The following is a 12,071-nucleotide window of genomic DNA, read 5'->3' on the forward strand; positions in this document are numbered from 1 at the left end:
CGGGTGTCTTGTTTATTCCGCTGCGTCGGGCAGCCGAACCGGGGCTTCGTCGAGCTTGGTGTTCTCCAATTCGACGTTGAGGCCGAGCGACCGCATCTCCTTGACGAGAACGTTGAAGCTCTCGGGAATGCCGGCCTCGAAGGTGTCGTCACCGCGGACGATCGCCTCGTAGACCTTGGTGCGGCCAGCGACGTCGTCCGACTTCACCGTCAGCATTTCCTGCAGCGTATAGGCGGCGCCGTAGGCTTCCAGCGCCCAGACCTCCATTTCGCCGAAGCGCTGGCCGCCGAACTGCGCCTTGCCGCCCAGCGGCTGCTGGGTGACGAGCGAGTACGGACCTATCGAACGCGCGTGGATCTTGTCATCCACGAGGTGGTGAAGCTTGAGCATGTAGATGTAGCCCATCGTCACCTTGCGATCGAACGGCTCGCCGGTGCGTCCGTCATAGAGCTGCGACTGACCGCTGGTGTGCAGGCCCGCCTGCTCCAGCATGACGTTGATGTCGGCCTCGTGCGCGCCGTCGAACACCGGGGTTGCGATCGAGACGCCGCGGCGCATCTGCTCGCTCAGGCGAACGATGCTCTCGTCGTCATACTCGCGGACCGGCTCGTTGCGGTCGTTGGCGGGCATGAAGCTCTCCAGCGTCTTGCGCAGCGGCTTGATGTCGCCGGCAGACTTGTAGGCGTCGATCATCTCGCCGATCTTCCTGCCCATTCCGGCGCAAGCCCAGCCCAGATGCGTTTCCAGGATCTGGCCGACATTCATGCGGCTCGGCACACCCAGCGGGTTGAGCACGATATCGGCATGCGTGCCGTCCTCGAGGAAAGGCATGTCCTCGACCGGAACGATGCGCGACACGACACCCTTGTTGCCGTGACGGCCGGCCATCTTGTCACCCGGCTGCATCTTGCGCTTCACCGCCACGAAGACCTTGACCATCTTCATGACGCCCGGAGGCATTTCGTCGCCGCGCTGCACCTTCTCGACCTTGTCCATGAAGCGCTGTTCGAGTGCCTTCTTGGAATCGTCGTACTGGCCGCGCAGGGCTTCCAGTTCGCTCTGGAGCTTTTCGTTCTCCACGGCGAACTGCCACCACTGCGAACGCGGATACTCGTCGAGCGTGTCCTTCGACAGCGTCGAGCCCTTCTTGAAGCCCTTCGGTCCGGCGATCGCTTCCTTGCCGACGAGCACGTCGGAAAGGCGCGCGTAGACGTTGCGATCCAGGATCGCCTGCTCGTCGTCACGGTCCTTGGCGAGGCGTTCGATCTCCTCGCGCTCGATCGCCATGGCGCGCTCGTCCTTCTCCACACCGTGGCGATTGAACACGCGCACCTCGACGACGGTGCCGAAGGTGCCCGGAGGCATGCGCATCGAGGTGTCGCGCACATCGGATGCCTTTTCGCCGAAGATGGCGCGCAGAAGCTTTTCTTCCGGCGTCATCGGGCTTTCGCCCTTCGGCGTGATCTTGCCGACCAGGATATCGCCCGGCTGAACTTCGGCACCGATATAGACGATGCCGGCTTCATCGAGGTTCTTCAGCGCTTCTTCCGAGACGTTCGGAATGTCGCGCGTGATTTCCTCCGGTCCGAGCTTGGTGTCGCGCGCCATGACCTCGAACTCCTCGATGTGGATCGAGGTGAAGACGTCGTCGGCGACGATGCGCTCGGACAGGAGGATCGAGTCCTCGTAGTTGTAGCCGTTCCACGGCATGAACGCGACCAGCACGTTGCGGCCGAGAGCCAGATCGCCGAGCTCGGTCGAAGGACCGTCCGCGATGATGTCGCCCTTGTTGACCCGGTCGCCCATGCGCACCAGCGGACGCTGGTTGATGCAGGTGTTCTGGTTCGAACGCTGGAACTTCATCAGCCGGTAGATGTCGACGCCGGACTTGCCCGGATCGAGGTCTTCCGTGGCGCGGATGACGATACGCGTCGCGTCCACCTGGTCGACGATGCCGCCGCGGCGGGCGCCGATGGCGGCGCCCGAATCACGGGCGACGATCGGCTCCATGCCGGTGCCGACGAACGGCGCCTCGGCGCGCACCAGCGGCACGGCCTGGCGCTGCATGTTCGAGCCCATCAGCGCGCGGTTGGCGTCGTCGTTCTCAAGGAACGGGATCAGGGCCGCGGCCACCGACACCATCTGCTTGGGCGAAACGTCCATCAGGTCGACGTTTTCGCGGGGCGCCATCATCACTTCGCCGGCACTGCGGCAAATGACGAATTCGTCGACAAAGCGGCCATCCTTGTCGAGCTCGGCATTGGCCTGCGCGACATGGTGCTTGGCCTCTTCCATCGCCGACAGATAGACGACGTCATTGGTCAGCTTGCCGTCGACGATCTTGCGGTACGGGCTCTCGATGAAGCCGTACTTGTTGACGCGCGCGAAGGTGGCGAGCGAGTTGATCAGGCCGATATTCGGGCCTTCCGGCGTCTCGATCGGGCAGATGCGGCCGTAATGCGTCGGGTGCACGTCGCGCACCTCGAAGCCGGCGCGCTCGCGGGTCAGACCGCCCGGTCCAAGCGCGGAGAGACGGCGCTTGTGGGTGATCTCCGACAGCGGGTTGGTCTGGTCCATGAACTGCGACAGCTGCGAGGAACCGAAGAACTCGCGCACGGCGGCAGCCGCCGGCTTGGCGTTGATCAGGTCCTGCGGCATGACCGTGTCGATCTCGATCGAGGACATACGCTCCTTGATCGCGCGCTCCATGCGCAGCAGGCCGACGCGGTACTGGTTTTCCATCAGCTCGCCGACCGAACGCACGCGGCGATTGCCGAGGTTGTCGATGTCGTCGATCTCGCCCTTGCCGTCACGCAGTTCGACCAGCGTCTTGACCACGGCCAGGATGTCGTCCTTGCGCAGCACGCGCACGGTGTCCTCGGCCTTGAGTTCGAGGCGCATGTTCATCTTGACGCGGCCAACGGCGGACAGGTCGTAGCGCTCGCTGTCGAAGAACAGCGAGTTGAACATGGCTTCAGCGGTTTCGAGCGTCGGCGGCTCGCCGGGGCGCATGACACGATAGATGTCGAACAGCGCGTCCTGGCGGCTCTCGTTCTTGTCGACGGCGAGCGTGTTGCGGATGTAGGCGCCGACATTGACGTGATCGATGTCGAGTATCTGGATCTCGTCCTCGCCGGTGCCAAGCAGCACCTTCAGCGTCTTGTCATCGATCTCGTCGCCGGCCTCGAGGAAGATCTCGCCGGTGGCGTAATTGACGATGTCCTCGGCGAGATAGTTGCCGAGCAGGTCCTCGTCGGTCGCCTTGATCGCCTTCAGGCCCTTTTCGCCGAGCTGGCGGGCCTGGCGGGCGGTGATCTTCTTGCCGGCCTCGACAACGACCTCACCCGTGTCGGCGTCGACCAGGTCGCCGACGGCCTTCAGGCCGCGGAAACGATCGACGTTGAACGGAATGCGCCAGTGATCGCCGGCGCGCTTGTAGGTGATCTTGTTGTAGAAGGTCGACAGGATCTCTTCGCCGTCCATTCCGAGCGCCATCAGCAGCGACGTCACCGGAATCTTGCGGCGACGGTCGATGCGGGCGTGCACGACGTCCTTGGAATCGAACTCGATGTCGAGCCACGAACCGCGATAGGGGATGACGCGCGCGGCAAACAGGAGCTTGCCCGACGAGTGCGACTTGCCCTTGTCATGGTCGAAGAAGACGCCCGGCGAGCGGTGCATCTGCGAGACGATGACGCGCTCGGTGCCGTTGACGATGAAGGTGCCGTTCGAGGTCATGAGCGGCATGTCGCCCATGTAGACGTCCTGCTCCTTGATGTCCTTGATCGACTTCGCGCCGGTATCCTCGTCGATATCGAACACGATCAGGCGCAGCGTCACCTTCAGCGGTGCGGCATAGGTGAGGTCGCGCTGACGGCATTCGTCAACGTCAAATTTCGGTCCTTCGAACTCGTACTTCACGAACTCCAGCATCGAGGAGCCGGAAAAATCGGAGATCGGGAAGACCGACTTGAAAACAGCCTGCAGTCCCTCGTCCGGACGTCCGCCCTTAGGCTCGTCCACCATCAGGAACTGGTCATAGGACGCCTTCTGAACCTCGATGAGGTTCGGCATCTCCGCAACTTCCGGGATCTTTCCGAAGAACTTGCGTACGCGTCTGCGGCCATTGAAAGTCTGGGTCTGGGCCATCGTCGCTCCTTAGCTCTAAACTCGGGGCGAGCCTCGCCGCGGCTCGCCTTGCATCCGAACCGCCTGGGCAGCGGCTCTCTGTCTGTTCTCCGGCCCCATTACCAAACTACTTGGCGGGCGGCCGGCTAAAACGGGAGAAAACCCGTTTCCTGAGAGCCGGTTTTCGGCCCTCAGGAAAGAGGTTTTCGTGCATCTCGCGCTACGCAGCCTCCCCAGGTCGCCCGAGGGAGTGGCGGACGGCGCGAGGCCGTCCGCCGATTGTTACGCTTACTTCAGCTCGACCTTGGCGCCGGCTGCTTCCAGCTGGGCCTTGAACTTGTCGGCGTCGGCCTTGGAAACGGCTTCCTTGACCGGCTTCGGAGCCGCTTCGACCAGGTCCTTGGCTTCCTTGAGGCCAAGGCCGGTGATGGCGCGGACTTCCTTGATGACGTTGATCTTCTGGGCGCCGGCGTCGGTGAGGACGACGTCGAATTCCGTCTTTTCCTCGACCGGAGCAGCGGCAGCGGCAGCACCGCCGGCAGCGGCAACAGCCACCGGAGCAGCAGCCGAAACGCCCCACTTTTCTTCCAGAAGCTTCGACAGCTCAGCCGCCTCGAGGACGGTCAGCTTCGAAAGGTCGTCTACGATCTTTGCGAGATCAGCCATTGTTGTATTCCTTCATAAGGTTCGAACGTGTGTTTGTGATAGCGAGGAACGGCCTCATGCCGCCTCGTCCTTCCGGGCGTAAGCGCCGATGACACGCGCGACCGAAGCCGCGGGCGCATTGACGATCTGGGCGATCCGGGTTGCCGGCGTGGCGATCATGCCAACCAGCCTGGCGCGCAGCTCGTCGAGCGACGGGAGTGTGGCGAGTGCCTTCACACCGTCGGCGTTGAGCGAGGTGGTGCCCATTGCGCCGCCGAGAATGACCAGCTTGTCATTCCCCTTGGCGAAATCGGACGCGACCTTCGGCGCCGCAATCGGATCCTCCGAATAGGCGACCAGCGTCTGTCCCTTGAACAGATCGATGATCGATGCGGAGTCCGTGCCCTGAAGAGCGATTTTGGCGAGACGGTTCTTCGCGACTTTAACGGTGCCACCGGCAGCGCGCATTTTCGACCGGAGGTCGTTCATTTGCGCGACGGTGATACCGGCATAGTGGGCCACGACCACTGAACCCGCGTTCGAGAACGCATCGTTCAGGCCCGTGACGAGTTCGCGTTTTTCCGCTCTGTCCACTGCCTATCTCCAGTTGACCCCCACCCTGCTAACGGGAACATTCCCATTCACGAGGACAGGCGTCGGGTTGCCTTTTGCCGGCCGGGCCATCCAGTAACGGATCTCCCGAACAGCGCTCGAGGATCCTGCCCCCTTTCGCCACATCGCCGGCAAGCCGGACGATGCGCAGACAAAAGGCAAACACGGTTCGAACCTTTCATTGGAGCGCTTGCTCCGTTGTCAGGTCTTCACCCGTCTCATGCAGGCCCACATGAATTAAGGCCCCCCTTTTCAATCAAGGCCGGGCCGCCTGCAATCTCGGACAGGATGTCCGGAAACCTTTCGGCTCCCGGTACCGGGCCCAGAACGATCCAGGCCCGGAATTCACTTACGGATCGGCCCGTTCAGCGGCCGATCCAAACGGTTAATCAGGACGCCGCGAGCGTCGAGACGTCGAGCTTGAGGCCCGGGCCCATCGTCGAGGTGACGGACACCTTCTTGACGTAGTTGCCCTTGGCGCCAGCCGGCTTTGCCTTGGTCACCGCATCGGCGAAGGCGCGGACGTTTTCTTCCAGCGCCTTGACGTCGAACGAGACCTTGCCGACGCCGGCGTGAACGATGCCGGCTTTCTCGACGCGGAACTCGACAGCGCCGCCCTTCGATGCCTTGACGGCGGCCGCGACGTCGGTGGTGACGGTACCGACCTTCGGGTTCGGCATCATGCCGCGCGGGCCGAGCACTTTGCCCAGACGGCCGACGAGCGGCATCATGTCCGGCGTAGCGATGCAGCGATCGAAATCGATCGTGCCCTTCTGGACGATATCGACCAGGTCCTCCGCACCGACGATGTCGGCGCCGGCGGCCTTGGCTTCCTCGGCCTTGTCGCCACGGGCGAACACGGCGACGCGGACCGAGCGGCCGGTGCCGTTCGGCAGGTTGACCACGCCGCGGACCATCTGGTCGGCATGGCGAGGATCAACGCCGAGATTCATCGCGACTTCGATCGTCTCGTCGAACTTGACCGTCGAGCGATCCTTGAGCAGCTTCAGCGCGTCACCCAAGGTATAAGCCTTGTTGGGATCGATGCCTTCGCGGGTCTTCGATACACGCTTTGCAATCTTTGCCATGATCTCAGCCCACCACTTCCAGACCCATCGAGCGGGCGGAGCCCTCGACCATGCGCATGGCCGCCTCGACGTCGTTTGCGTTCAGATCCTTCATCTTCTGCTCGGCGATGGCGCGGACCTTGTCGCGGCCGATCGTGCCGGCCTTGACCTTGCCCGGCTCCTTGGAGCCCGACTTCAGGTTAGCGGCCTTCTTCAGGAAGTAGCTCACCGGCGGCGTCTTCATGACGAAGGTGAACGACTTGTCCTGGTAGTAGGTGATGACGACCGGAATCGGCGATCCCTTTTCCATTTCCTGGGTCTGCGCGTTGAACGCCTTGCAGAACTCCATGATGTTGATGCCACGCTGACCAAGCGCCGGGCCGATCGGGGGCGACGGCGTAGCCGAGCCCGCGGCAACCTGGAGCTTGAGCTGGCCTGCAATTTTCTTAGCCATCTCTATTCCTGCCTTTGTCTATGCCGGCCCCTCGATCTGGGAAAACACCGGCTGTTGCAGTCTGGTGGTGCGGTTCCTGCGGCCGGCTAAAGCCGCATTCGCCTCCCACCGTTCTCAGGCCGCGCGTTGCCGCGCCGCCTCCCCTGACCACCGGAACGGCGCCAGGGATTTCGGATCAGCCTTTTTCGACTTGCCCGAATTCCAGATCGACAGGCACGGCGCGCCCGAAGATCGAAACCTCCACCTTGAGCCGCGCCCGCTCCTCGTCCACTTCCTGGACGAAGCCGTTGAAGGACGCGAAGGGGCCATCCGAGACGCGGATCGCCTCGCCGATCTCGAAAGTAACCGAGGGCTTCGGGCGCTCGACGCCTTCCTGCACCTGGTTCAGGATGCGCTGCGCCTCGGCCTCGGTGATCGGCACCGGCTTGGAGTCGCCCAAAAACCCGGTGACCTTCGGCGTGTTCTTGACCAGCGAGAACACGGCGTCGGTCAAGTTGGCCTTCAGGAGCACATAGCCCGGAAAGAACTTGCGCTCGGCGTCGACCTTGCGGCCGCGACGAACCTCGACGACCTTCTCGGTCGGCACGACGATCTGCTCGATATCGGCGGACAGGCCCTTCTGCTTGGCCTTGTTCTCGATGTCCTCGGCGACCTTCTTCTCAAAGTTCGAATAGGCGTGGACGATGTACCAGCGCGTAGTCATTTCACGACTTCTCCGTAATCGCCGGACTTAGCGTCCAATGCCCAGAATCTGTTCGACCGCGAGGCCCATGAGCTGATCGGCGGTGAAGAAAAAGATCATCGCGATCACAGCGAAAGCCAGAACCATCACCGTCGAGATCATCGTTTCGCGTCGCGACGGCCAAGTCACCTTGGCGGTCTCCGCGCGAACCTGCTGGAGAAAGACGAAAGGATTTGTGGTTTTCGAAGCCATATGCCGCTCTGTCTTCAAGACCCGTTGGCCGGGTCTCCTGGATGATCCCGCTGGCCGGGACGTGCCGCCTGGGTCCACTTTCGCGCCGAATCAGCGCAATCATTTCGCCCATGCAAATCAGACGCGTAAAGCCGGCTTCCCAGCTCCACGCGTCGCGTGTCTGTTTCGTCTACATAAAACCGATTCTTGATCCACGCAAGTGGCAAGTGTCCGCTTTATGACCAAACACCGCCTCGGAACCATCCAGTCGTTCCGTCCCGGCTATGGCGCCCTTATGCCTCAATCAGCTTAATATGGCAAGCCGGTCGTCGATTTTCAAAGGGCGGCCCGCAGAAATATCGTTTCTGACGGCCATTTAGGAAATGGCTGAGTTTTTGTTTGACGTGCCATTTCTTGAAATGGCACGGGCAGCAGGGCTCGAACCTACGACCTGCGGTTTTGGAGACCGCCGCTCTACCAACTGAGCTATGCCCGTACACGTGCGCCTCGGCGCAGCAGGGGCTTCCTAAAAGCTTCCGCGCGCTCTGTAAAGAGCGGTTTGCAAGCAAACGCGCCTTCATCCCCTTTCCCGGAAATCGGGATGGTCGACGACCAGCCCGCCGCCATCGATCTCCGGTTTCATGCTCGAGTGCGCCGGCATGCTGTTCGCGGAGATCTTGCCTGCCGGCCCGTGTATCCGTTGGACGCTATTTGGTGTCCGGGACCCGGTAAGGCCCGCCGGGCACGCCCCAGCCCCAGGCCGGCATCGGCTCGGTCTCCGGGTCGCACGTTTCGCCGAGATTGGAATTCATCCTGGCGAGCCGCGATCCCCACTCGACATAGCCCATGAAGGCGGAACGGAACTCCGGATCGTCAGGCAGCCCGACGGCATCCGCGGCATCGGCCAGCAGGTTGATCCAGCGGCGGCGCTGCTCCTCCGTCAAATGCTTGCCCAGGTGATGCATCACCATCTCGCGGTGGCCGCCGAATTTTTCGCTGTAGGTTTTCGGCCCGCCGAAAACCTCGCCGATAAAGGCCGCGACATGGGCGGGATGGTCGGGCGACATATGCTTGAACACCGGCCCGACGACCGGATCCTGCGCCACCTTGTCATAGAAGGTCTGCGTCAGCCGGTTGAGCGCTTCGCTGCCGCCGGCCCATTCGTACAGTGTCGGAACATCCTGGCTCATACTTGACCTCCGCCCAGCGCCGCCTGCAGCGACGATAGCGGAAAAATCGAGCAAGCCTCAACCTGCCTCGATGGCCAGTTCGATGACGCGGCTACCGTTCGACCGCGTGTCGGCCCCGGCATGCCAACGGCTGACCTTCGGTCGCCGACAAAAAGGGCGGCCCGAGGACCGCCCTTCCTTCTCGATCCGGCTGATGCCGGTGTCGATTACTCTTTGATGGTGACGACGATGCCGGCACCGACGGTGCGGCCGCCTTCACGGATGGCGAAGCGCAGCTTCTCTTCCATGGCGATCGGCACGATCAGCTCGACGTCGACCGTGATGTTGTCGCCAGGCATCACCATCTCGGTGCCGGCCGGCAGCGACACGATGCCGGTCACGTCGGTGGTGCGGAAGTAGAACTGCGGACGGTAGTTGGTGAAGAACGGCGTGTGACGGCCGCCCTCGTCCTTGGTCAGGATGTAGGCTTCGGCCACGAACTTCTTGTGCGGCTTCACCGAACCGGGCTTGGCCAGAACCTGGCCGCGCTCGACACCTTCACGGTCGACGCCGCGCAGCAGCGCGCCGATGTTGTCGCCCGCCTGGCCCTGGTCGAGCAGCTTGCGGAACATCTCGACGCCCGTGCAGGTCGTCTTGGTGGTCGGACGGATGCCGATGATCTCCAGCTCCTCGCCGACCTTGACCACGCCGCGCTCGACGCGACCGGTCACGACCGTGCCGCGGCCCGAGATCGAGAACACGTCCTCGATCGGCATCAGGAACGGCTTGTCCAGCGGACGAACCGGCGTCGGGATGTAGGCGTCGACCTGAGCCATCAGCTCGCGGATCGCGTCCTCGCCGATCTTCTTGTCCGAATCTTCCAGCGCCGCCAGCGCCGAACCCTTGACGATCGGAATGTCGTCGCCGGGGAACTCGTTCTTGGTCAGCAATTCGCGAACCTCGAGCTCGACCAGCTCAAGCAGCTCAGCGTCGTCGACCTGGTCGACCTTGTTCAAGAACACCACGATCGACGGTACGCCGACCTGGCGGGCCAAAAGGATGTGCTCGCGGGTCTGCGGCATCGGGCCGTCGGCGGCCGACACAACCAGGATCGCGCCGTCCATCTGCGCGGCACCGGTGATCATGTTCTTCACATAGTCGGCGTGGCCGGGGCAGTCGACGTGGGCGTAGTGGCGGTTCTCCGTCTCGTACTCGACGTGAGCCGTCGAAATCGTGATGCCGCGCGCCTTCTCTTCCGGCGCCGCGTCAATCTGGTCATAGCGCTTGTATTCGCCAAAATACTTGGTGATCGCTGCCGTCAAAGACGTCTTGCCATGATCAACGTGGCCAATCGTGCCGATGTTCACATGCGGCTTGGTGCGCTCGAATTTACCTTTTGCCATAGTCTCTTTCCTTGGACGGCCTGGACCTTCAGTTCAGTCGAATGCGGGGCGATTAGCGACAAAGGCCAAAAAACACAAGCGTCTTTTGCCCGGGCGCCTTCTCACTCGGTCCGAACCCGTGATCCGATTGCGGGGATATGGCGCTGATATAGGAACGTGCCGCATGAAATGGAATGGCCTAAACCCCTGCGCAATCGCGCCGGCCTCCCGCGCCCCGCTCGTCGGTCGCTGTCGGATTTGTCGGCGCTTCATGGCCCATTGCGGCGGTGTTCCCGCTCTGATTTCCTGCACCGATGCATTTCATCCCGACAGCCGTTCGCGGCCCCCTGTTCATGATCGTCTCGACCGGGTCGTATCTCGTCAACGATACGATGATGAAGCTCGCTACGGCGGGCCTGCCGTCCTATGAAGTGCTGTTCCTGCGCGGCGCGGCGGCAGCGCTCTGGGGCTTTCCGCTGCTGTTTGCGCTTGGTTATGGCAAACAGATCCCGCTGATCTTCGACAAGCGCGTGCTGCACCGCAACCTGCTCGAACTGGCCGCCATCCTTTGTTACGTCGTGGCGCTCGCCAACATGCAGATTGCCGATTCCACCGCGCTCGGACAGGTCACGCCGCTGTTGATGCTGGTCGGCTCCTCTATCCTGTTCGGCGAGCGCATCGGCGGCCAGCGCATGGCGCTGATCGGCCTCGGCTTCATCGGCGCGCTGATGGTGGCGCAACCGACCATGCAGGGCATCTCGGTCTACGCCTTGCTGGCGCTCGGCAACGCGGCATTGTCGGCCGCGCGCGATCTCACCGGCAGGCGGGTTCCGGCCGAGGTGCCGGGAATGATCGTGGCGATTTCCGCCGTCGTCGTGGTGCTTATCGGCGCCGGTGCGGCACACCTGGTTTCAGAGCGCTGGATCATGCCCGGAGCACATCATTTGCTGCTCATGGCCGGAGCCGGGTTCTTCCTGATCTTCGGCCATTTCTTCATCTTCATGGCCTATCGCGTCGGGCCGACCAGCGCGGTGGCGCCGTTCTACTACTGCTTCACCGTCTGGGCGATGATTTCGGGCCTGCTGGTGTTCGGACAATTCCCCAACGCACTGGCGATCTGCGGCATCCTTCTGGTTGTGGGCAGCGGACTGGCCATCGTCTCGCTCGACCAGCGCAGGCGCCGGCTGACTGTCGTGGCCTAAGTCGGCTCCAGTTGCGGCCGATCATCGCCGGGGGTCTCGCCGCAAGCTCAACACGCTGTCCGCGATATCCTCAAGAGGGTCGGATAGGACGCGCCAGACGGCGCTCCGCGGTGGCAAACACCGCCGATGAAGGACAGGACGGGCGCATGACCCGAGTGCGGGATCCGGTTTCGGGGAAGCTCATGCACGAGCGGACAGGTAGAAATCCCATCCCGAACCTTCGGAATGGGACTGGTGCTAAATAGTCCGCTTGCCGGCGAACTGGTGGTAAGCCCACAACACGACCACGGCGCCCACCACCGCGACGATCAGGCTGTAGATGTTGAGACCGGTCACGCCCGACGCGCCGAAAGCGCTGAAGATCAGGCCGCCGACAATGGCGCCGACAATGCCGAGCACGATATCCATGATCATGCCCTGGCCGCTCTTGTTGACGATCTTGCTGCCAAGAAAGCCGGCGATGACTCCCAGAATAATCCAGCTGATGATTGACATTTTT

11 protein-coding genes and 1 tRNA gene are annotated in these 12,071 nt (G+C 62.6%); 1 reads left to right on the forward strand and 11 read right to left on the reverse strand.

What is annotated here, in order from left to right:
- Positions 1-12: 12 nt before the first annotated feature.
- The 10 genes from rpoB to tuf form a co-directional block, all read right to left on the reverse strand.
- Positions 13-4,149, reverse strand: a complete 4,137-nt coding sequence (gene rpoB / locus FJ940_RS07045) for a DNA-directed RNA polymerase subunit beta (protein WP_140501628.1) — start codon at positions 4,147-4,149, stop codon at positions 13-15.
- Positions 4,150-4,416: 267 nt separating this feature from the next.
- The gene (gene rplL, locus FJ940_RS07050; RefSeq protein WP_027146630.1) at positions 4,417-4,794 is read right to left on the reverse strand and encodes a 50S ribosomal protein L7/L12; all 378 of its coding nucleotides are present in this window, start codon (positions 4,792-4,794) and stop codon (positions 4,417-4,419) included.
- Between the two features lie 54 nt (positions 4,795-4,848).
- Complete coding sequence (rplJ, locus tag FJ940_RS07055; protein ID WP_140515456.1) at positions 4,849-5,367, reverse strand: 50S ribosomal protein L10; 519 nt, start codon at positions 5,365-5,367, stop codon at positions 4,849-4,851.
- 407 nt (positions 5,368-5,774) lie between these two features.
- Positions 5,775-6,473: a 50S ribosomal protein L1 gene (gene rplA, locus FJ940_RS07060; RefSeq protein ID WP_140501624.1), complete on the reverse strand. Its 699-nt coding sequence runs from the start codon at positions 6,471-6,473 to the stop codon at positions 5,775-5,777.
- Positions 6,474-6,477: 4 nt separating this feature from the next.
- Positions 6,478-6,906, reverse strand: a complete 429-nt coding sequence (gene rplK / locus FJ940_RS07065; protein ID WP_140501622.1) for a 50S ribosomal protein L11 — start codon at positions 6,904-6,906, stop codon at positions 6,478-6,480.
- A gap of 175 nt (positions 6,907-7,081) precedes the next feature.
- A complete protein-coding gene (gene nusG, locus FJ940_RS07070; RefSeq protein WP_140501620.1) occupies positions 7,082-7,609 on the reverse strand; it encodes a transcription termination/antitermination protein NusG in 528 nt (175 codons plus the stop codon).
- Between the two features lie 27 nt (positions 7,610-7,636).
- Positions 7,637-7,840: a preprotein translocase subunit SecE gene (gene secE / locus FJ940_RS07075; RefSeq protein ID WP_013531408.1), complete on the reverse strand. Its 204-nt coding sequence runs from the start codon at positions 7,838-7,840 to the stop codon at positions 7,637-7,639.
- Between the two features lie 399 nt (positions 7,841-8,239).
- Positions 8,240-8,315 (reverse strand) — tRNA-Trp (locus tag FJ940_RS07080).
- 211 nt (positions 8,316-8,526) lie between these two features.
- A complete protein-coding gene (locus FJ940_RS07085) occupies positions 8,527-9,009 on the reverse strand; it encodes a group II truncated hemoglobin (RefSeq protein WP_140564602.1) in 483 nt (160 codons plus the stop codon).
- A gap of 206 nt (positions 9,010-9,215) precedes the next feature.
- A complete protein-coding gene (tuf, locus tag FJ940_RS07090; protein WP_140515452.1) occupies positions 9,216-10,391 on the reverse strand; it encodes an elongation factor Tu in 1,176 nt (391 codons plus the stop codon).
- 293 nt (positions 10,392-10,684) lie between these two features.
- On the opposite strand from tuf, the gene FJ940_RS07095 reads away from it, so the two are divergent.
- The gene (locus tag FJ940_RS07095) at positions 10,685-11,572 is read left to right on the forward strand and encodes a DMT family transporter (protein WP_140493546.1); all 888 of its coding nucleotides are present in this window, start codon (positions 10,685-10,687) and stop codon (positions 11,570-11,572) included.
- Positions 11,573-11,809: 237 nt separating this feature from the next.
- Here the strand turns inward: FJ940_RS07095 and FJ940_RS07100 are convergent, their stop codons facing one another.
- Entirely contained in the window at positions 11,810-12,067 is a 258-nt protein-coding gene (locus FJ940_RS07100) for a GlsB/YeaQ/YmgE family stress response membrane protein (protein ID WP_140493554.1), read from the reverse strand.
- Positions 12,068-12,071: the final 4 nt, after the last annotated feature.

The organism is Mesorhizobium sp. B2-3-7 (genome assembly GCF_006442695.1).
In the GTDB taxonomy this organism is placed as follows: Bacteria; Pseudomonadota; Alphaproteobacteria; order Rhizobiales; family Rhizobiaceae; genus Mesorhizobium.

What these genes read in the sequence shown, in the direction of transcription:
- rplK (WP_140501622.1), bottom strand. Translation starts at nt 6,906, where the DNA reads ATGGCTAAGAAAATTGCAGGCCAGCTCAAGCTCCAGGTTGCCGCGGGC.
- rplL (WP_027146630.1), bottom strand. Translation starts at nt 4,794, where the DNA reads ATGGCTGATCTCGCAAAGATCGTAGACGACCTTTCGAAGCTGACCGTC.
- tuf (WP_140515452.1), bottom strand. Translation starts at nt 10,391, where the DNA reads ATGGCAAAAGGTAAATTCGAGCGCACCAAGCCGCATGTGAACATCGGC.
- rpoB (WP_140501628.1), bottom strand. Translation starts at nt 4,149, where the DNA reads ATGGCCCAGACCCAGACTTTCAATGGCCGCAGACGCGTACGCAAGTTC.
- secE (WP_013531408.1), bottom strand. Translation starts at nt 7,840, where the DNA reads ATGGCTTCGAAAACCACAAATCCTTTCGTCTTTCTCCAGCAGGTTCGC.
- FJ940_RS07100 (WP_140493554.1), bottom strand. Translation starts at nt 12,067, where the DNA reads ATGTCAATCATCAGCTGGATTATTCTGGGAGTCATCGCCGGCTTTCTT.
- FJ940_RS07095 (WP_140493546.1), top strand. Translation starts at nt 10,685, where the DNA reads ATGCATTTCATCCCGACAGCCGTTCGCGGCCCCCTGTTCATGATCGTC.
- rplA (WP_140501624.1), bottom strand. Translation starts at nt 6,473, where the DNA reads ATGGCAAAGATTGCAAAGCGTGTATCGAAGACCCGCGAAGGCATCGAT.
- FJ940_RS07085 (WP_140564602.1), bottom strand. Translation starts at nt 9,009, where the DNA reads ATGAGCCAGGATGTTCCGACACTGTACGAATGGGCCGGCGGCAGCGAA.
- nusG (WP_140501620.1), bottom strand. Translation starts at nt 7,609, where the DNA reads ATGACTACGCGCTGGTACATCGTCCACGCCTATTCGAACTTTGAGAAG.